This window comes from Rahnella sp. PAMC25617, assembly GCF_050606005.1.
Taxonomy (GTDB): Bacteria; Pseudomonadota; Gammaproteobacteria; order Enterobacterales; family Enterobacteriaceae; genus Rahnella; species Rahnella variigena.
Genome location: NZ_JBOCUM010000006.1, coordinates 1007730 through 1028347 on the forward strand (window position 1 = coordinate 1007730; position 20618 = coordinate 1028347).

Sequence of the window (20618 nt, forward strand, 5' to 3'; positions counted from 1 at the left end):
TCCTCTCGTTGATTCTCTTTAAAGTTGCTTGAAGGCAATTTCGGCCAGAAGGCCGGAACAGCCGCACTAGAAACCGCTAGCGGACATTGCCAATGTTGTATCCAACATTCGGTTGGCAAAACCCCACTCGTTATCGCACCAGACAAGTGTCTTAATCAGGTGCTGTCCACTTACCCGCGTCTGCGTTCCATCTACGATGGCGCTGTGGGGATCGTGGTTAAAATCTGTCGAGACTAATGGTAGTTCGGTATAGTCAACTATACCACGAAAAGCACCTGTTGCGGCCTTTTGCAGCAGCTGGTTCACCTCGTCTACCGTCACAGAACCCTCGACAAATACGCTCAGATCAATGGCTGTGACATTGATTGTCGGCACGCGCACCGAGATCGCCTCAAAGCGATCGCAGAATTTAGGCATGATGCGTGTGATCCCTGCGGCCAGTTTGGTATCGACAGGAATGATGGACTGGCTGGCAGCGCGCGTACGGCGTAAATCCGCGTGGTACGCGTCGATGACCGGCTGGTCATTCATCGAAGAATGGATGGTCGTTACCGTGCCCGACTCAATGCCGAAAGCATCGTCGAGCAGCTTGATCACAGGGATAATACAGTTGGTGGTGCAGGACGCATTGGACACAATGCGGTGCTGACGTTCGAGCAAATCGTGGTTCACACCATAAACCACTGTGGCGTCAAGATCATGACCGCCGGGATGCGCGAACAGAATTTTTTTGGCGCCGGCCGCAAGCTGGGCTTCACCGTCTTCGCGACTGCCGTACACGCCGGTGCAATCGAGCACCACGTCAATACTCAGTTCGCCCCAGGGCAACTGGCTGGCATCAGGCTGGTGAAGTAAACGGATGGAGTCATCGCCGACGTAAAGGTTTTCACCTTCCTGGCGGACATCCCAGGCGAAGCGCCCGTGGCTGGAGTCGTATTTGAGCAGATGCGCCATGCCTTCAGGGCTGGCGATTTCATTGATGGCAATGACGGAGATTTCCGCCCGACGCCCGGATTCGTATAACGCGCGCAATACGCTACGGCCAATGCGACCAAAGCCATTAATTGCAATACGTATTGGCATACATCTCCCTGTTACACGGTTGTTACTCAATTTCAGTAACACCTATAGTAATGCAGCGTGCGTTTACGGTGAATCACCATCGTCATCTGTCAGCACGATGCGTGCAGCAGAAAAATTTCAGTTTCCGGCACGATAACAACCTGGTGACGATGTTAAGCTCAAATAGCCCGACTGAAACGGTTCAGCTGAGAATAAACCAAACCATGAATAAAAGGAATAATTCGTCAGCCGCAGAGGCATTAATCGCGCCGAACGCTTAAAAAAACATCAGCCAATTCCGTGTATTCACAGTGAATTTACTTTTTCATCACCTTTTCGACAGTGATTATTCTCAAAAACCGACGGATTGAAACAGCGTCAGAATGCAGGGAGTTTAGCTGAGTCCGCAGCGGAAGGGTTTGACCTGCGTCATTTCGCGCGAAACTGAGAACCGGCGCATGAAATTGCAGGCGAAAAAAAAGCACCCGAAGGTGCTTTTAAGAAGCTTTTAAGAAAGCGGAATTACTTCAGTAACGCCTGTGCCTGAGCAACAACGTTATCAACAGTGAAACCGAACTCTTTGAACAGCAGATCTGCCGGAGCTGATTCGCCAAAGCTATGCATACCGACGATAGCACCGTTCAGGCCAACATATTTGAACCAGTAATCCGCAATACCCGCTTCAACAGCAACACGGGCTGTCACGGCTTTCGGCAACACAGATTCACGGTAAGCCGCGTCTTGTTTGTCGAAGGCGTCAGTTGAAGGCATGGAAACCACACGCACTTTGGTGCCCGCAGCCGCCAGTTTATCAGCCGCTTCCACGGTGATACCGACTTCAGAACCGGTCGCGATCAGGATCACTTCTGGTGTGCCGTCGCAATCTTTCAGCACATAACCGCCGCGCGCCACGTTTGCTAATTGCTCAGCGGTACGTGGTTGCTGGGTCAGGTTCTGACGGGAGAAGATCAGGGTAACCGGGCCGTCGTTACGCTCAATCGCGTATTTCCATGCCACAGCAGATTCAACCTGATCCGCAGGACGCCAGGTGCTCATGTTCGGCGTAACACGCAGGCTGGCGATTTGCTCAACCGGCTGGTGCGTCGGGCCGTCTTCGCCCAGACCGATGGAGTCATGGGTGTACACGAACACGTTGCGGATTTTCATCAGCGCAGCCATACGCACGGCGTTACGCGCATATTCCACAAACATCAGGAAGGTCGCAGAGTACGGCAGGAAACCGCCGTGCAGCGCGATACCGTTGGTGATGGCGGTCATACCGAATTCACGCACGCCGTAATGGATGTAGTTACCCGCCTGATCGTCGCCGATAGACTTAGAACCAGACCACATTGTCAGGTTGCTTGGTGCCAGGTCAGCAGAGCCGCCCAGGAATTCTGGCAACACTTTACCGAAGGCTTCCAGCGCGTTCTGGGATGCTTTACGGCTGGCGATGTTTGCAGGGTTTGCCTGCAGCTGTTCGATGAATTTCTGTGCTTCGGTTTCCCAGTTCGCTGGCAGCTCGCCGTTCACACGACGTTTGAACTCTTTTGCCAGTTCCGGATGCGCTTTAGCGTAAGCATCAAACTTGTCGTTCCATGCGGCTTCTTTCGCTTTACCGGCTTCTTTCGCATCCCACTGTGCATAGATATCTTGCGGGATTTCAAACGCAGCGTATTTCCAGCCCAGCGCTTCGCGGGTTGCAGCGACTTCAGCAGCACCCAGCGCAGCACCGTGTACATCGTGTGTACCGGCTTTGTTCGGTGAACCGAAACCGATCACGGTTTTGCACATCAGCAGGGATGGCTTATCAGTCACTTTATGTGCTTCTTCGATAGCGGCTTTGATGGCGTCAGGATTGTGACCATCAACACCGCGGACTACGTGCCAGCCGTAAGCTTCGAAACGTTTAGCCGTATCATCGGTGAACCAGCCTTCTACGTGGCCGTCGATGGAGATACCGTTGTCATCATAAAACGCGGTCAGTTTGCCGAGTTTCATGGTACCGGCCAGAGAACACACTTCGTGAGAAATGCCTTCCATCATGCAGCCATCGCCCAGGAATGTATAAGTCTGGTGATCGACGATGTCGTGGCCTGGTTTGTTGAACTGTGCTGCCAGCGTGCGTTCTGCGATAGCAAAACCGACGGCGTTAGCGATGCCCTGCCCCAGCGGACCGGTGGTGGTTTCAACGCCAGCGGTATAACCGTATTCCGGGTGGCCCGGGGTTTTAGAGTGCAGCTGACGGAAGTTTGCCAGTTCGCTCATCGGCAGATCATAGCCAGTGAGGTGCAACAGGCTGTAAATCAGCATAGAGCCATGACCATTGGACAGTACGAAGCGGTCGCGGTCAGCCCAGTGCGGGTTTGTCGGGTTATGGTTCAGGTAATCGCGCCACAGCACTTCGGCAATATCTGCCATGCCCATAGGGGCGCCAGGGTGGCCGGAATTCGCTTTCTGCACGGCATCCATACTAAGTGCGCGAATAGCGTTCGCAAGCTCTTTACGAGAGGACATGTTCTACTCCAGGTCGGATTAAAAAAGCAGTCAAGAAATTCATTTTCTCAGACTCGGCATTAAAACGGCAATCTCTAATCACTCTCGTGATTAAGTTCACAAAATCCGCTTTTAAATCAGTGCGTTTTTTCGGACTTACACTATAGATCGGGTGCTGCTAAAAACCTACCTTAACGCTATCCTTACAGTCAGGGTCTTTTTGTGACTGCTTTTCAACCTTTGCTTATCTTCTCTGGGAATCTGAACTGATGAAATTTCGTCCTGTTATGTTGAGTCTTTTTGCCGCGTCACTGGTCAGTGGCTGTGCAACCGTCAATACCGATACCTTAATGCAGTCCGGCGCGCAGGCTTATCAGGCGTATACGCTGAGCGATGCCGACGTCAAAACGCTGAGCGTGCAGTCTTGTGAAGAGATGGATAAAAAAGCACAGATTGCTCCCGACGACAGTGAATACGCACAGCGCCTGAAAAAAATCTCGGCAGCACTGGGCGATAACATCAACGGCACACCCGCCAACTACAAGGTGTATCTGACCAAAGACGTCAATGCCTGGGCGATGGCCAACGGCTGTATCCGCGTTTACAGCGGCCTGATGGATATGATGAACGACAATGAAGTGGAAGGCGTGCTCGGCCATGAAATGGGACACGTGGCACTCGGCCATACCCGCAAAGCCATGCAGGTGGCTTACAGCGCGACCGCGGCGCGCTCTGCGATTTCGTCACTCGGCGGTGTCAGCGCCACCCTGTCACAATCACAGCTGGCTGATTTAGGAGAGAAATACGTCAACGCGCAGTTCTCGCAAAAACAGGAATCAGAAGCGGACGATTACTCGTTTGATTTGCTGAAAAAACGCGGGATCGACCCGACAGGTCTGGCAACCAGTTTCGAGAAGCTGGCAAAACTCGATCAGGGAAGCAGCATCGGCTGGTTTGACGATCACCCTTCTTCAGAAGCACGTGCTAAACATATCCGCGAGCGTATTGCTGCCGGGAAGTAATTCATCAAAGGAGAGATGCACCTGACGTTGCCTCTCTCCTGATTTCGGTAATAACGCTGATTAATAGAACATGTACTTTCAGATGAACGCTCTGATGCCCTTTTAATGCTTAAATGGCGTTATTACTATTTTGCGGGCTTTTTAGCTGTACGCCAGGATTGTTAATGGTATTGCCATTCCCCGCTGCGACTGCTTTCAGTATTCCATTGCTGTTTCGGTGGGAAGTTTCTCGGCTACCGGCACTTTTGTTGTTAACTACGAGTAATTACAGGGATTAAAAACATGTAATTATAAAAACGCCCGAATAAACTCGGGCGTTGCATAGTCATTTATTACACTTTATAAATGCTTATTCATCTTCTTCCAGATACGTATAACCGTATAAACCGGATTCAAACTCTTCGACGAACTGCGCCTGCAGTTCTGCATCCAGATCGGTTTCTTTGACCTGATCGCGGAAACGAGCCAGCAACACATTCGGATCCAGCTGCACGTACTCCAGCATGTCCGCCACGGTATCGCCTTCGTCGGACTGCTGCACTTCAATGCTGCCGTCAGGGAAGACAAATACATCTACCGCTGCGGTATCACCGAACAGGTTGTGCATGTTGCCGAGAATTTCCTGATAAGCGCCGACCATAAAGAAGCCCAGCACCGGCGGATTCTCTGGATCGTACGGCGGCATTGGCATGGTCGTGGCTACGCCGTCACCGTCGATGTAGTGATCGATAGTGCCGTCGGAATCACAGGTAATGTCCAGCAGCACCGCACGGCCTACCGGCGGCTTATCCAGACCTTCCAGCGGCAGAACCGGGAACAGCTGATCGATACCCCACGCATCCGGCATAGACTGGAACAGCGAGAAGTTGACGTACAGTTTGTCCGCCATACGTTCCTGCAATTCGTCGATGATCGGACGGTGTGCGCGGTTGCTTGGATCCAGCTGATCCTGAATTTTGTTACAGATATTCAGGTAGATGTCTTCCGCCCAGGCGCGCTGCGTCAGATCCAAAATCCCGTGCGCATATTGCGAATGGACGTCGTGCAAATCCATCTGGCTGTCGTGCAGCCATTCACGCAATGAGCGACGGTTTTCCGGATCGTGCATTTCATTCCAGGTATCCCACATGCTGCCCAGTGCGCGCGGCGCATCATTTTCCGGGGCAACCGGCTCTTTGAATTCGTTGCGCTCAACGCCAATCACGTTGGAGACCAGCACGGTATGGTGCGCGGTTACGGCGCGGCCAGACTCGGTGATCACCGTCGGGTGCGGCAGGCCATGCTCATTACAGGCGTCGCCGATACCCCAGATGACGTTGTTGGCGTATTCGTTCAGGCCGTAGTTCACCGAGCAGTCGGACTGCGAACGGGTGCCTTCATAATCCACACCCAAACCGCCGCCGACGTCGAAACACTGAATGTTGACGCCCAGCTTGTGCAGTTCAACGTAGAAACGCGCGGACTCACGCACACCGGTGGAAATATCGCGGATATTCGCCAGCTGTGAACCCAGATGGAAATGCAGCAATTGCAGGCTTTCCAGACGCCCTGCTTCACGCAGCATTTCGACCAGTTGCAGAACCTGAGACGCCGCCAGACCGAATTTGGATTTCTCGCCGCCGCTGGACTGCCATTTGCCGGAGCCCTGCGAAGACAGACGTGCGCGCACGCCCAGACGCGGGATCACGTTCAGGCGTTCGGCTTCTTCCAGCACCAGTTTGATCTCAGTCATCTTCTCGATAACCAGATACACCTTGTGACCGAGCTTTTCGCCGATCAGCGCCAGACGGATATATTCGCGGTCTTTGTAGCCGTTACAGACGATCACGGAACGGGTCATCCCGGCGTGCGCCAGAACGGCCATCAGCTCAGCTTTTGAGCCCGCTTCCAGACCCAGCGGTTCACCGGATTCCACCAGCGATTCGATCACGCGGCGGTGCTGGTTAACCTTAATCGGGTAAACCAGGAAGTAGTCACCCTCGTAGCCGAACGATTCGCGCGCGCGTTTGAACGCGGCGTTGATCGAACGCAGACGGTGCTGCAAAATTTGTGGGAAACAGAACAGTGCCGGCAGACGCTGACCGTCCTGCTCACGCATGTCTTTCACCAGTTGTGCCAAATCAACACGGGCAGAAGGCACGTCAGGATCCGGGCAGACACTGATGTGGCCCAGTTCGTTGACGTCATAATAATTGTTACCCCAATAGGCAACGTTGTAAGTGCGCAGCATCTTGCTGGCATCACGATCGTTCACGGCAACCTCCTGCATGGAGCGCAAAGAAACAGTATCGCCCGCATGTGACGGACGGTGAGACTGGATGTCATCAGACATAGGTAAATCCTCTTTCTATACTGACAACATGGCCAGCCACTATCGCAGTAACAACAGGTGAGAACAACCCGCAAGGCTGGCTTTCAGACAGGATAAAACCCTGCGAGCCACAGCCACGAGACTGTTTTCCACTTATATCATTGTAAAACACGTTTTTAGACTCCGTGTAACGAGTCGGGAGAAATCAGGGATGGATGCCCCGGGAGATTGCAGGCTACATCAGTATTGTGTCGGGATTGCGATGTTCACGCAGGCCTGAGGTTACTGAGTAGCGTACCGATGTCGGCGACTGACCTGTCTGTCGTCAGGCTTTCTGAAACATCGCAGAGAAGACAGACGCTTTTCTGAATGAAAGTCTGAAAGAAGTGCTGCAGAACGCAATGAAGGCTGCAGGGGATGCTGTTGAAATGTTACAAGCGGTAAAAAGTGGGTCATTAAACTAACCACCTCCACACGTGCCACGCATCACCCGCGGGCATTCGAGCTGAGAAAACAGTAATTACTGGAATACGCTGCTTCTGCAGGGCCTGCAGAAAAATGCATAGCGCGCGCCGTTTATACCGGCAACCCGCTGTAATTGCAAAATGAAAATAAGGTGTAAATAGTTTCAGACCGTGAATATCACTGCAAACCCGCACAATAACGCCCACTCTGTCACAAAAATGACTGGCATTCAGAACGTCTGCTATCCTAAAATAGCCGTCCAGATGTTAATCCGTCCGCACGCATGGGTGGTTTAACGCGCAAACTGCTTCAAGGCTTTGCCTAATGGGGACATGCAGGACGCATTGCGACAATGTCGAGCTCAGCTCCTCATCTGCCCGTCACCCCAGTGCTATGCAGTGATATCTAACCCGTCGTATGTAAGGTAAAGAACATAATGGCTAAACACCTCTTCACGTCCGAATCCGTTTCGGAAGGACATCCAGACAAAATTGCTGACCAGATTTCCGATGCTGTCCTGGACGCAATCTTAGAGCAAGACCCAAAAGCACGTGTTGCATGTGAAACTTATGTCAAAACCGGCATGGTCCTGGTTGGCGGTGAAATCACCACCAGCGCATGGGTCGACGTTGAAGAAATCACGCGTCAGACTGTTCGCGAAATTGGCTATATCCATTCTGACATGGGTTTCGATGCCAATTCCTGCGCAGTGCTGAGCGCTATCGGCAAACAATCGCCGGACATCAATCAGGGCGTTGACCGTACTGATCCGCTGGAACAAGGTGCGGGCGACCAGGGTCTGATGTTTGGTTATGCGACCAACGAAACCGACGTGCTCATGCCAGCACCGGTAACTTACGCACACCGTCTGGTGCAGCGTCAGGCAGAAGTGCGCAAATCAGGCACCCTGCCATGGTTGCGTCCGGATGCGAAAAGCCAGGTCACTTTCCAGTATGACGAAGGTAAAATCGTCGGCATCGATGCAGTGGTGTTGTCTACTCAGCATTCTGAAGACATCTCGCTGAAAGATCTGCAGGAAGCGGTGATGGAAGAAATCATCAAACCTGTGTTGCCGGCAGAATGGCTGAACGCCGGTACCAAATACCACATCAACCCGACTGGCCGTTTCGTTATCGGTGGCCCGATGGGTGACTGCGGTCTGACCGGTCGTAAAATCATCGTGGACACCTACGGCGGTATGGCCCGTCACGGTGGCGGTGCGTTCTCCGGTAAAGATCCGTCTAAAGTTGACCGTTCAGCGGCCTACGCGGCACGTTATGTGGCGAAAAACATCGTCGCTGCCGGTCTGGCTGACCGTTGTGAAATCCAGGTGTCTTACGCAATCGGCGTGGCTGAACCGACTTCCATCATGGTGGAAACTTTCGGTACCGGTAAAGTTTCCAACGAACAACTGACCTTGCTGGTGCGCGAGTTCTTCGACCTGCGTCCATACGGTTTGATCCAGATGATGGACCTGCTGCACCCTATCTATAAAGAAACCGCAGCCTACGGTCACTTTGGTCGCGAACATTTCCCTTGGGAAAAAACCGACAGAGCCGCTCAGTTGCGCGAAGCCGCGGGTTTATAAGAAGCCCACGCGACATAAAACCTCTCAAACCCCGCCGCAAGCGGGGTTTTTTATTGCCCTGCGTTTCCCTTTAATTTCTCATTCCTTTCTCTTTTATCATTCTGACCCCCAAACGTCTTACAACAACAAGTAAAGTAAGATGTTATATCTCAATGATTTTAATGATTAATTTTCATCCCCCCTTTATATGCATTTTACTTAATACATCATGTAGATTTGCGTCACATTGAATGTTATCGCCCTCTTTTATTTAACATCCACGATAATAAAAACAAAACTTCTGATAAAAAACCTTCTTAATCAGCAGGGTGAGAATTACGCTAAATGTTATATTTATGTTGACTGTCATTTATATTCAAACGAATAACACAAATAGCTAATTTGCATACCATTGACCTGAACATTCATTGAATCTATTATTCACCCCATCGAAAGCGTCCAGACAAATATTTACTCAAAGGGAATTAACGAAATCTTCTTCAGGATAGCGACTTCTTACACATTGAGAAAATGACAATGCCATCAACAAAATTAAAATCATTAATAATGATTTTAGCGGTCTCCCCATTACTTTTATCAGCATCATCATTTGCAGGAATAAGCGTCTATCCTATTTCGGTCCCGATGCAAAAAAGTGGTGGCGCACAAATTAGCGTAACGACAAACTCCGCTACCACGGAATATGTAAAAACGACCGTAAAGAAAATTAATAACCCGGCAACGCCACAGGAAAATGAAACGACAATCAGTCAGTCCTCAGGAAACGGTATTGTTGTTACCCCGGAGAAATTCGGACTTGCTCCCGGCACCACCCGAATTATACGTATGATAAATATTCAGCCACCGCAAACAGAAGAGGCATACCGTGTTTATTTTGAGGGTGTGCCGGGGCTGAATAATAACAGCGATAAAAAGGATCAGAAACAACCGGCTAAGCTCGGCATCAGCATGATCTGGGGCGTACTGGTTACCGTCCCGCCAGCTGTACCGCGACTGGACTTCACGCTGGACCCGGTGAGCCGCGTGGTCAACAATACCGGCAATATACATCTGAAGATTAACAGTATCGGTTTATGCCCTCAGCAACTTACTGATGATGGATGTAAATGGAGCAAACCGGTTAAAAATAGCATTTACCCAAATCAGCACGCCACATTAGATCCTGCCCTGTTTAAGGGGGATGACTATAGCGTGGTGAAGGTGAAGTATTCCAACTGGACAGATAAATCCGCTGGCGTAAAAGAATTCAGTGCAAAATAGACATTCTATTTTTCACAAGTAATAAAGAATAACTCTCGTTATAAACCCTGCATATTGATATGCACCTCTCTATTAAGGAAGTAAAATGAAATCATTTATCAAACCATTGATGGCTACTGCAATTATGGGCCTGGCTATTAACGCTTATGCTGTTCAGAAAGATATTACTGTTACTGCAAACGTGGATGCCACTCTGGATATGACCACTGACACGGGTGATGTATTACCCTCTACGATGGAAATGGGTTATATGCCTGGCGTGGGTCTGGAACCTGTTACCCAGATGACCAAAATCTATTCTAACGATGCAGAGAAAGATGTGAATATCAGCCTTGCGGGTGATCCTCAATTAATGGATACCGTCGGCGTGAATCAAAATATCGCATTAACCGTAAAATACGGTGATCTGATTCTGTCTCAGGCACCGAAAGTTATGACAGCCTCTCATTTGTTCCCTACGGGTGACACGACCAATGGTTCCATCATTCAGCCACTGAAGATCAGCCAGTCCACTCAGGTGCCCGTTGCTTCCGGTAGCTACAGCGGCGTTGTCAGCGTTGTACTGACTCAGGCAACTGAAACGCCATAAGCGTTCACCCCGCCAAAATGACTCCTCATCGGCCTGTAAATCAGGCCGATTCTTTTCCCCCTATCAGATTTTTGAATAAAGGAAAAATAATGAAACCCAATCTGAAAGTGTCCCTTTGCTTTCTGGCAATTCATTTTGCTTTATTCAGCAATCTTGCTTTAGCTGGCTCTGACGTACCTCCCGGCTTTGAAGAGCTGGTCTCAGGTCAGAACGTCTGGCTTAACGTCAACCTGCTGGGTCAGTCGGCCGGATTATTTGAAGCCAACGTTACGCTGGAAACCGTCCAGTTCAAAGACCCGCAGTCGGTGCTTAAAGCCTTAAATCTGCCACTGAAAGCCGGTACGCCGGAATATCAGCAGATGCTGGCGGCATTATCCGCCCCGCTTCCACGACACGGCAACCTGGCATGTGGCAGCAACGCCAATGCCAAAGGTTGCGGTTATCTGGAAACTGATTCTCTGGCTCTGATTTATGATGAAAATAACAGCGCAGCGGACGTTTTCGTCAGTAAAAAACTGGTGCCGGAATCCGGCGGTAAGACCCTTTATTACACCCCGACCGCACAGACTGAAAATGCGTTAATTCATCAGCAAACCCTGAACATCGCGGCGCAGGATGAATATCAGAGCCTGTCATTACAGGGCTCCGGTGCACTCGGCGTGCTGACCAATGGCTATGTCGGTTTTGACTGGTCACTCGATTCATACAAAAGTGACGACAGCGACAGCCAGACGGTTTCCGTCGATGACCTCTATTTCCGCCAGAGTTTAGGCAAACGCCATTATGTGCAGGCCGGACGGATGGACTCACGTGATCTCTCCAGCAATCTTGGCGGCAATATCAGTTTCTCGCTGTTGCCGCTCAATGCGATCGATGGTGTGCGTGCCGGGAGCTCCCTGAGCTACCTGAATCTTGATGAAGCCAGCAAGGGTTCCCCGCTGGTGGTACTGCTTTCCAGTAAATCCCGCGTGGATGCTTATCGTGGCAATCAGTTGCTCGGCACGTTCTACCTCAATAACGGTTCAAATACGCTGGATACCGGCAACTTCCCGAGCGGAAGTTATGCCGTCACCCTGCGAATTTATGAGAATAACCAGCTCGTGCGCACAGAGACTCAGCCGTTTACCAAAACCGGCGGGATCAATGACGGGCACATGCAATGGTTTATACAGGCCGGTGAAACAGCAGATAACAAAGTCATCAGCTCTACTGATGACGAAGACAATGACAGCACGTCACGTAAACCTGTGATGCAAGCCGGGGCGCGTCTGCCGGTATTTGCCGAACTGATGGCCACCGCGGGCGTCGCGAATACTGATAATGAGAATTACGGTGAAGCGGGTCTGCAATGGACGCACGGTTTTAACGGCAAACTGATCGACGGCGTACTGGATATGCAGGCCAACGTTTTCAGCGGCACCGACGGTTCGAAAGGTAACGTGGAGCAAATCAGCTACAACGACGGCTTTTCCATGAGTGTCTATCGCAATGCCGCCTACGGTAAAAGCTGTACCAGTGCCGATGTCGTGGAAAATGATTACGCGGATATTGGCTGCTACGAATCCGTTAACGCCACACTTTCCGTGCCGGTCAAAGGCTGGTCGGCCTCACTCGGCTACACGTACAACAAAAATACCAGCCTCTCGCCGGACTCGTCGTCATACGATCCTTCAAAGCCTTTTGAAGACAATATGATCAATAACACCGAATCGCAGAGCACCTCCAACACCTTGCAACTCAGCCTGAACAAAAGTTTCAACTGGAAGCAAATGAACATCACCACGCGATTCGGCGGTTACCGCCGTCAGAGCAGCAGCGACAGCGATAGCGACAAAGGTGTTTACGTGGGCTTCTCCCTGTCACGCAATACGCCAAAAGATGCGCAGCTTCACAGCAGCACTACCTCCCTTAGCACGGATTATCAGGGCAGCCAGAATGGCGATGCACAGATGACGTACAACGCCAGCCAGAACTGGGACTGGGGCAGCAATAACGATCGTGAACTGGGTATTGATGTGGGTGGCACGGATACCGATAACGCTAACGCGTCGGTTCACGGCCGTCTCAATGGCCAGTATGGCAATGGCGAACTGACCGTTTCCGACAGCTATGACAATGAGCAAAAAACGCATCAGGGCGCGGTGACCGGCAGCTACAGCTCTTCCGTTGCCGTCTCCAAATCCGGCTTCTTCTGGGGGCCGGGCGGTACGGGTTCACCGGGCGCAGCCGTGGCAGTAAAAGTCAAAGGCAGCGAAGAAGAAGATCCGGATGCAGCGGATGACGCGCTGATCGACGTTTCAGTACAGGGCGGCGGCGCGGCCCACATGAAACAGAACAGCAAAGCACTGTTCCCGGTCACCGGTTTTGAAGAAGGCAAAGTCTCGGTCAATGAAAGCCGTGATGTCAGCACCGGCAGCCAGGCCAGCATTACTCAGGGCGCAGGGAGTCAGAATTTATTCCTCCTGCCTGGGAAAATGAAACTGCGTGAAGTGACGATGGAATCGCATTACACCTACGTCGGCCAGTTGGTGACGGCGACAGGTGAACCCTTGAATACCGGCACGATGCTCAATGCCAATGCCTTCAGCAGTTCGGAAGATGGCGGCTTTACTGCAGAGATGACCTCATTAGCGAAAACGCTGTATGTCAAAAACGGCGAGCAAAATTACCAGTGTGCGGTCACCGTACAATCAAGCCGCGATGTGGTGCGCTATGTGGGTAAAACATTGTGCAAACCGGTACAGCCAGCTGATTTACCTGTAAATATTCGGAAAGTAAAATGAACATAACCCGTCTCCTGACCTCTTTATTGTTTTTATTCAGCGTTCAGTTGCTGATGCTGCCGGATGCCCTTGCGGATACCGTCGCCCCCACTGATCACAGCATTGATGTCAATATGAGCATAACCAAAGGCACTGCATCGACCGTCAATATTTGGTCAAGAGAAAGCGGAGGCTATGATTCAACTAACGCCGGACGATGGGGGCTTAACTACTGGGCCTGCACGTCGAGCACAATAGATGAAAATGGAAAATGTCCAACTGGTAAAGGCGGATATGCGGCCAACCTGCCGGTCTATCTGAAATTCACTGAAAAACGCAGTGGAGCGACCCAGACTCTTGAGTTACAGGGAACCCGCGAAGCCTACTGGTATAACGGAAGTTGTGCTAAGTATGGCGACCCTAAACCAATGAACCAAAGCGCCCAGAACTCCTGCGGCAGTGATTTAACAGACGGTGTTGATCTGACCCTGAAGATCCCGGCAGCTCAGCTCAATATGTTACCTACGGGAGGAATATGGACTGCCCAACTCAAAATCCTCCTGCATAACAGCAGCGGAACCGAGGTCTATCACTGGGATTCAAATATTACCGTTGACGTCAACGATCCGAATAACCAGCAAATCTATTTACCTGAATTTGGCGAAGCCGCACCACGCGTTGACCTTAACATGCGTCCGCTGCCCGGCACTGGCGGTAATCAGACGCAAATGAATGGGGCTGCTACTATAGATATGTGTTTATACGACGGTTATGGCTCGAACAGTACCAGTTTCACCCTGAAATTTGACGATCAACAACAGGGTACGAAGGAACGCAATAACGCCTATTTTTCCATTTATTCTGACCAGGGTGACGTCAATCAGGACTCAGGCAGGATTGATTATTATGTACGAATGCAGGCACCCGACGGTAAATACATGAGTATGATACGCGGTGAGGATGTGGTGATACCGGATATTCAGACAGCGCACATCCGGCCGGTCCATCTGCCTGGGATCCCGCAGGCCGTATTGTGCGTCCCGGCACCGTTGCAGTTAAGTACTAAAACTATGGATATCAACAGCAAACAAGCCGGACATTATACCGGACACCTGATCGTGAACTTTACTCCGCAACTTTAGAGCGCTCTCTAAATGGATAGAAAAGAAACGTTCTTTTTCGTCATCCTGTTACTCCTGTTTAGCGCCCTGACAATAACGTCAGCGAAGGCTCAACGGATTGAACCCACTGGTCGTGAAACTCCGGTTACGGCTACATTTGATAAATCCAGCGCGCCTTCGCAAATTGACATCTGGAAAGATGAAAGTGGGGGCATCGATTCTGATAATGATTCGTTATGGGGCAGGAACACCTGGGTATGTTTGTCCTCCTCAGACCCTGCCACCGGGCAGTGCAGGACATCGGTCACAGGGGTGCAAGATGGCAATACTACTATCCCTATTGTCTTTACTGAGCAAAGGAGTCATCTGACACAAGTCATTAACCTCACGGGATATCACAATATCAGTGTGTCAGTCTCAAACGGCTGTTGGGGAACAGGTGTGATCGGTGGCCCTTACCAGGTTTATGCGGCCATGGAGAAAAATTGTTACAGCACCGTTCATAACGATGAATCGTTATTAACCGTTTACGTGACCAGTCAGGAGATGCAAAAACTCCCTTTCGGGGGCATATGGAAAGCGGATTTAAAAATGAGCCTGATGCAATGGAGCCCGACGATTAAGCTCGCAGACTGGAACGCCCATATCACCCTCAATGTCACCGATACCAATAATCAGCAAATCTACTTACCAGAATTTGGCGAAGCCGCACCGCGCGTGGACCTTAACATGCGTCCGCTGCCCGGCACTGGCGGTAATCAGACGCAAATGAATGGCGCGGTAACGATAGATATGTGTTTATACGACGGTTATGGTTCGAACAGTACCAGTTTCACCCTGAAATTTGACGATCAACAGCAGGGTACGAAGGAACGCAATAACGCCTATTTTTCCATTTATTCTGACCACGGTGACGTCAATCAGGACTCAGGCAGGATTGATTATTATGTGCGGATGCAGGCACCCGACGGTAAATACATGAGTATGATACGCGGTGAGGATGTGGTGATACCGGATATTCAGACAGCACACATCAGGCCGGTGCATCTGCCCGGGATCCCGCAGGCGGTTTTATGTATCCCGGCGCCGCTGGAACTCAGCACCAAAACCATTGATATCAACAGCAAACAAGCAGGGCATTATACCGGACACCTGATCGTGAACTTTACTCCGCAACTTTAGACGATTCTCAGGACAACGGATTGCACCTCATCAACGTCTCCACGTAAGGATTTTTATGCGCAGGTCACAGACACAATGGCCGGTCTCCGGTCTGAAAATACTCCCGCTAATGATGCTGGCGATGCCTGCCTTGTGTTTTGCCAATATCACCGTTTCACCGATGAAAGTGACGCTTAATGAGAGACATGCAACGACGCTGGTCATCAGTTCGAAAAGCGAAACGACGCAATATATTCAGGGAAAAATCACCGAAGTTCACAATCCGGGCACTGCTGAAGAAAACGAAACGCCCGCACCGCAAGGCGCGCAAAATAGCCTGGTGGTTTCACCGCTGAAGTTTGGCTTGCCTGCCGGTAACAGCCAGCAGGTGAGGATCGTCGGTCTGGGTGAAAGCAATGAAGAAAAAATCTATCGCGTTCATTTTCAGTCGATGACACCGGAAGAATTTAAAAATACGGAGAGTAATAAAAACTTCACCAGCGAACTGAGCCTGACCATTGTCTGGGGCGTGGTAGTGATGGTGCCGCCCGCAAAACCGGTCGCCAGATTGGGCTGGGATGCTTCCGCTCAGCAAATCACCAATACGGGAAATATTCATCTGTTAGTGAATCGTATCGGACTGTGTGACAGCGACAAACCGGCGGCGAGCTGTCAGTGGAAAACCCTGAAAAAAAACGTCTATCCGGGCAAGCCATACCCTCCGGCCTTAACATTTTCTGCTTCAGCATCGTCTGAAAAAGTTCGAATCGAGTATTTCAACGATTACACTCAAAAGCAGGAAGTGGAGAATTTTCCGTTTAAGTAATTGCCATAATGAAAACGGTTACAGGACATAACTTGTTATAAATTAATTGGTTATTTGTATATGTAAAAGTTTGAAACACTGTATTGATTGATATAAATCAATTTTCGGGCTATTACTCTGCGGCACATCCCCTTCCTGTTACGCTATCCGTTTGAAACCCTTCAAAAACAAGACACCCAATCACACCTATAAGTGTAAACGATTACAACACTGTGAGCGGGTTCACGTTAAGCTGTGCGCAGGGTAAATAACATAACAGCCTAAGCATTATTACAAACTCAAAACGATTGCATTATTTTGGAGACCGGATGAACAACTCAACTTCGACCAAAGGAAAACGCTCGAATAAAAGCGTCACTTTCTTTGTCTGTTTTCTCGCTGCACTTGCCGGACTGCTGTTCGGCTTAGATATCGGCGTTATCGCTGGTGCCCTGCCCTTTATCAGCCATGACTTCCAGATCACAAACCATCAACAGGAATGGGTTGTCAGTTCCATGATGTTTGGTGCCGCCGTCGGTGCTGTCGGCAGTGGCTGGCTGAACTTCCGCCTGGGACGTAAATACAGCCTGATGATCGGCGCGGTTTTGTTCGTTATCGGTTCCCTGTGTTCCGCCTTTGCACCCAATGCAGAAATCCTGATTGTTGCCCGCGTTTTGCTGGGTCTGGCAGTCGGTATCGCGTCTTACACCGCACCGATTTACCTGTCAGAAATCGCACCGGAAAAAATTCGTGGCAGCATGATTTCCATGTATCAGCTGATGATCACCATCGGTATTCTGGCGGCGTATCTGTCTGATACCGCGTTCAGCTATACCGGCGCATGGCGCTGGATGCTGGGTATCATCACCATTCCTGCGCTGCTGCTGCTGATTGGTGTCTTCTTCCTGCCGGACAGCCCGCGCTGGCTGGCCGCACGTGGCGATGATGGCAAAGCGCGCCGCGTCCTGGAAAAACTGCGTGATTCCAGCGAGCAGGCAAAACATGAACTGGATGAAATCCGTGAAAGCCTGAAAGTTAAACAAAGCGGCTGGGGACTGTTTGTTAACAACAAAAACTTCCGTCGTGCGGTTTACCTCGGCATTCTGTTGCAGGTGATGCAGCAGTTCACCGGTATGAACGTCATCATGTATTACGCACCAAAAATCTTCGGTATCGCCGGTTTCGCCAGCACCTCTCAGCAGATGTGGGGCACGGTTATTGTCGGTCTGGTCAACGTTCTGGCGACCTTCATTGCCATCGGTCTGGTTGACCGCTGGGGCCGTAAACCAACGCTGAAACTGGGCTTCCTGGTGATGGCCGTGGGTATGGGCGTGCTGGGTACCATGCTGCATATCGGTGTTGAATCCGATGCAGCGAAATACTTCTCTATCGCTATGCTGCTGATGTTTATCGTCGGTTTTGCCATGAGTGCCGGTCCGCTGATCTGGGTACTGTGTTCTGAAATTCAGCCGCTGAAAGGCCGCGATTTTGGTATCACTGTGTCCACTGCGACCAACTGGATCGCTAACATGATCGTCGGTGCGACCTTCCTGACCATGCTCGACAGCCTCGGCAACGCCAACACCTTCTGGGTGTACGCCGCGCTGAACGTGGTGTTCATCTTCATCACCATTGCGCTGATCCCTGAGACTAAAAACGTCTCTCTGGAACACATCGAACGCAATCTGATGAAAGGCGAAGCCCTGCGCGACATCGGTAAGTAAGTTAGCAATAAATAAGTTCGCCATTCCTCCCCTGCAAAGGGGAGGAATTCCATATTGCATCTCTCCCCCACCAGATTTATCCTTCGCCAGATGAAAACCTCACGTCTCCCCATCGCCCTGCAACAAGCCGTTATGCGCTGTCTGCGGGAAAAACTCCGGATGGCAAATCAGTTTTTTGGCACCGATTACACGGAGCCGGAAATCACTTATCAGCAACGCGGCACCAGCGCGGGCAGCGCGTACCTGCAACACTGGCAAATCCGGCTGAACCCGGTATTGCTGATGGAAAACCAGCAGCCGTTTATCGATGAAGTGGTACCGCACGAACTGGCGCACCTGCTGGTATATCGCAGGTTTGGCCGGGCACCTGCGCCGCACGGCAAAGAGTGGCGCTGGATGATGGAACATGTTCTGGGCGTTTCAGCGAGCAGAACGCACAAGTTCGAAGTCGCCTCCGTGCAAAGCAAAACCTATCCGTATTTATGCGCCTGCCGTGACCATCAGCTGACCGTGCGTCGTCATAATAAAGTGATGCGCAAAGAGTCAGAATACCGCTGCCGCCATTGTGGCGAGCTGTTACGGTTCAATGCTAAAGGCACCACTAACTGCTGATTTTTCAATCACTCATCACGGCAAAGTCTCATTGTCACAGCCCGTGGTATCCGTTACCCTTCCGGCCTTTTAGTCTCAGGTCTTTCAGAAACATGTTTCGTAAAACGTTCTTATCTTTTCTGTTTATCGGTGCGCTGGCACCGCTGAGCGCCTTGAGCCAGTCTGGTCATGCCATCAATAATTTCTCTCAGGCCAAAGCCGCAGCGGTAAAAATTAATCAGGGTGCGCCGACCTTCTATTGCGGCTGTAACATCAGCTGGCAGGGCAAGAAAGGCAAGCCGGATCTGCAATCCTGCGGCTATCAGGTTCGTAAAAGTGAACAGCGCGCCAGCCGGATTGAGTGGGAACATGTGGTTCCTGCGTGGCAGTTTGGTCATCAGATGCAGTGCTGGCAGGATGGCGGACGTAAAAATTGTGCGAAAAACGCGGATTATCGTCAGGTAGAAACCGACCTGCACAACCTGCAGCCCGCGATTGGCGAAGTGAATGGCGACCGTAATAATTTTATGTACAGCCAATGGAATGGTGGTGAAGGCCAGTATGGCCGCTGCGAAATGAAAGTCGACTTCAAGGCCAAGGCCGCTGAGCCGCCAGCCCGTGCCCGCGGTGCCATCGCACGCACCTATTTCTACATGCGCGATCAGTACAAACTGAATCTGTCCCGTCAGCAAACCCAGCTCTTTACCGCCTGGGATCGCCAGTATCCGGTCACTTCATGGGAATGTGAGCGTGATAACCGCATCGCCAGCGTACAGGGCAATCACAACCCTTACGTTCAGCAAGCTTGCGCGCAACGAAAAAGCTAACTTAGTATTAGCATGTCATCAGAGCACATTAGCTCGCGACAACGCGGGCTAATCACGCCAAAATAGCCCTCCAGAAAAGACTTTAAGGACAGCAGCCACACATGCGCATACCCCGCATTTATCATCCGGAAACCCTGACCGCTCACAGCGAAATTGCGCTGAGCGAAGATGCCGCCAACCATGTCGGACGCGTTCTGCGGATGCAGCCCGGTCAGGCGATCCAGTTATTTGATGGCAGCAATCAGGTTTTCGACGCCAGCATCACGCAGGTTGATAAGAAAAGTGTGCGTGTCAGCCTGAGCGAAGGCGTGCTGTCAGACAACGAATCCCCGCTGAATCTGCATCTCGGCCAGGTGATTTCACGCGGCGAGAAGATGGAATTCACCATTCAGAAATCTATCGAACTGGGCGTGAACACCATTACTCCGCTGTTCTCTGAGCGTTGCGGCGTCAAACTTGACGGCGAACGCCTGGAGAAAAAATTGCAGCAATGGCAGAAAATTGCCATCGCAGCCTGCGAACAGTGCGGACGTAACCGCATTCCTGAAATTCGCCCGGTGATGCAGCTCGAAGCCTGGTGTGCCGAACAGGATGACAGCCTGAAGCTGAACCTGCATCCGCGCGCCAGCCACAGTATTAACACCCTGCCGCTACCGGTGAGCCACGTCCGCTTACTGATCGGCCCGGAAGGCGGTTTATCCGCTGATGAAATTGCAATGACCTCCGGCTACGGATTTACTGATATCCTGCTGGGACCCCGTGTTCTGCGTACAGAAACCACAGCACTCACCGCGATAACGGCCTTACAGGTTCGTTTCGGCGATCTGGGTTAAG

Annotated in this window: 15 protein-coding genes; 12 read left to right on the forward strand and 3 right to left on the reverse strand. The window is 51.0% G+C overall.

All coding sequences use genetic code 11. The annotated features are described in order from the left end of the window. Positions 1-66: 66 nt before the first annotated feature. Both epd and tkt read right to left on the reverse strand, forming a co-directional pair. Complete coding sequence (epd, locus tag ACM615_RS10780; RefSeq protein WP_112288986.1) at positions 67-1083, reverse strand: erythrose-4-phosphate dehydrogenase; 1017 nt, start codon at positions 1081-1083, stop codon at positions 67-69. A 501-nt stretch (positions 1084-1584) separates the two neighbouring features. Then, the gene (gene tkt / locus ACM615_RS10785) at positions 1585-3579 is read right to left on the reverse strand and encodes a transketolase (protein WP_431011866.1); all 1995 of its coding nucleotides are present in this window, start codon (positions 3577-3579) and stop codon (positions 1585-1587) included. A 248-nt stretch (positions 3580-3827) separates the two neighbouring features. On the opposite strand from tkt, the gene ACM615_RS10790 reads away from it, so the two are divergent. Further along, the gene (locus tag ACM615_RS10790) at positions 3828-4580 is read left to right on the forward strand and encodes a M48 family metallopeptidase (protein WP_113878237.1); all 753 of its coding nucleotides are present in this window, start codon (positions 3828-3830) and stop codon (positions 4578-4580) included. 349 nt (positions 4581-4929) lie between these two features. Here ACM615_RS10790 and speA read toward each other — a convergent pair whose 3' ends face one another. Then, positions 4930-6912, reverse strand: a complete 1983-nt coding sequence (gene speA / locus ACM615_RS10795; protein ID WP_113878236.1) for a biosynthetic arginine decarboxylase — start codon at positions 6910-6912, stop codon at positions 4930-4932. Between the two features lie 880 nt (positions 6913-7792). Here speA and metK point away from each other — a divergent pair. The 11 genes from metK (at position 7793) to rsmE (ending at position 20617) form a co-directional block, all read left to right on the forward strand. Continuing rightward, positions 7793-8944, forward strand: a complete 1152-nt coding sequence (metK, locus tag ACM615_RS10800; RefSeq protein ID WP_112288996.1) for a methionine adenosyltransferase — start codon at positions 7793-7795, stop codon at positions 8942-8944. Positions 8945-9460: 516 nt separating this feature from the next. Continuing rightward, a complete protein-coding gene (locus ACM615_RS10805) occupies positions 9461-10204 on the forward strand; it encodes a fimbria/pilus periplasmic chaperone (RefSeq protein WP_132964964.1) in 744 nt (247 codons plus the stop codon). An 85-nt stretch (positions 10205-10289) separates the two neighbouring features. Beyond that, positions 10290-10793, forward strand: coding sequence for a fimbrial protein (locus tag ACM615_RS10810; protein ID WP_129637926.1), 504 nt, complete (start codon positions 10290-10292; stop codon positions 10791-10793). Between the two features lie 89 nt (positions 10794-10882). Further along, a complete protein-coding gene (locus ACM615_RS10815; RefSeq protein ID WP_132964962.1) occupies positions 10883-13576 on the forward strand; it encodes a TcfC E-set like domain-containing protein in 2694 nt (897 codons plus the stop codon). Then, positions 13573-14697 (forward strand): CfaE/CblD family pilus tip adhesin, encoded by a 1125-nt coding sequence (locus ACM615_RS10820; protein WP_431011867.1) that lies wholly within the window; start codon positions 13573-13575, stop codon positions 14695-14697. Before ACM615_RS10815 ends, ACM615_RS10820 begins: the two co-directional genes overlap by 4 nt. A gap of 12 nt (positions 14698-14709) precedes the next feature. Beyond that, positions 14710-15858: a CfaE/CblD family pilus tip adhesin gene (locus ACM615_RS10825; protein ID WP_431011868.1), complete on the forward strand. Its 1149-nt coding sequence runs from the start codon at positions 14710-14712 to the stop codon at positions 15856-15858. A 55-nt stretch (positions 15859-15913) separates the two neighbouring features. Then, entirely contained in the window at positions 15914-16663 is a 750-nt protein-coding gene (locus tag ACM615_RS10830; RefSeq protein WP_129637922.1) for a fimbria/pilus periplasmic chaperone, read from the forward strand. 308 nt (positions 16664-16971) lie between these two features. After that, the gene (locus tag ACM615_RS10835; protein WP_113878353.1) at positions 16972-18366 is read left to right on the forward strand and encodes a sugar porter family MFS transporter; all 1395 of its coding nucleotides are present in this window, start codon (positions 16972-16974) and stop codon (positions 18364-18366) included. Positions 18367-18456: 90 nt separating this feature from the next. After that, entirely contained in the window at positions 18457-18978 is a 522-nt protein-coding gene (locus ACM615_RS10840; protein WP_113878352.1) for a SprT family zinc-dependent metalloprotease, read from the forward strand. A 92-nt stretch (positions 18979-19070) separates the two neighbouring features. Continuing rightward, complete coding sequence (endA, locus tag ACM615_RS10845) at positions 19071-19784, forward strand: deoxyribonuclease I (protein WP_431011869.1); 714 nt, start codon at positions 19071-19073, stop codon at positions 19782-19784. A 101-nt stretch (positions 19785-19885) separates the two neighbouring features. Continuing rightward, the gene (gene rsmE, locus ACM615_RS10850) at positions 19886-20617 is read left to right on the forward strand and encodes a 16S rRNA (uracil(1498)-N(3))-methyltransferase (RefSeq protein WP_112289006.1); all 732 of its coding nucleotides are present in this window, start codon (positions 19886-19888) and stop codon (positions 20615-20617) included. The last annotated feature ends 1 nt before the right edge of the window (position 20618 follow it).

Coding starts and splice junctions, on each gene's coding strand:
- rsmE (WP_112289006.1), top strand. CDS start 19,886: ATGCGCATACCCCGCATTTATCATCCGGAAACCCTGACCGCTCACAGC.
- ACM615_RS10820 (WP_431011867.1), top strand. CDS start 13,573: ATGAACATAACCCGTCTCCTGACCTCTTTATTGTTTTTATTCAGCGTT.
- speA (WP_113878236.1), bottom strand. CDS start 6,912: ATGTCTGATGACATCCAGTCTCACCGTCCGTCACATGCGGGCGATACT.
- ACM615_RS10790 (WP_113878237.1), top strand. CDS start 3,828: ATGAAATTTCGTCCTGTTATGTTGAGTCTTTTTGCCGCGTCACTGGTC.
- ACM615_RS10805 (WP_132964964.1), top strand. CDS start 9,461: ATGCCATCAACAAAATTAAAATCATTAATAATGATTTTAGCGGTCTCC.
- ACM615_RS10815 (WP_132964962.1), top strand. CDS start 10,883: ATGAAACCCAATCTGAAAGTGTCCCTTTGCTTTCTGGCAATTCATTTT.
- epd (WP_112288986.1), bottom strand. CDS start 1,083: ATGCCAATACGTATTGCAATTAATGGCTTTGGTCGCATTGGCCGTAGC.
- tkt (WP_431011866.1), bottom strand. CDS start 3,579: ATGTCCTCTCGTAAAGAGCTTGCGAACGCTATTCGCGCACTTAGTATG.
- ACM615_RS10840 (WP_113878352.1), top strand. CDS start 18,457: ATGAAAACCTCACGTCTCCCCATCGCCCTGCAACAAGCCGTTATGCGC.
- ACM615_RS10830 (WP_129637922.1), top strand. CDS start 15,914: ATGCGCAGGTCACAGACACAATGGCCGGTCTCCGGTCTGAAAATACTC.
- ACM615_RS10810 (WP_129637926.1), top strand. CDS start 10,290: ATGAAATCATTTATCAAACCATTGATGGCTACTGCAATTATGGGCCTG.
- endA (WP_431011869.1), top strand. CDS start 19,071: ATGTTTCGTAAAACGTTCTTATCTTTTCTGTTTATCGGTGCGCTGGCA.
- ACM615_RS10825 (WP_431011868.1), top strand. CDS start 14,710: ATGGATAGAAAAGAAACGTTCTTTTTCGTCATCCTGTTACTCCTGTTT.
- metK (WP_112288996.1), top strand. CDS start 7,793: ATGGCTAAACACCTCTTCACGTCCGAATCCGTTTCGGAAGGACATCCA.
- ACM615_RS10835 (WP_113878353.1), top strand. CDS start 16,972: ATGAACAACTCAACTTCGACCAAAGGAAAACGCTCGAATAAAAGCGTC.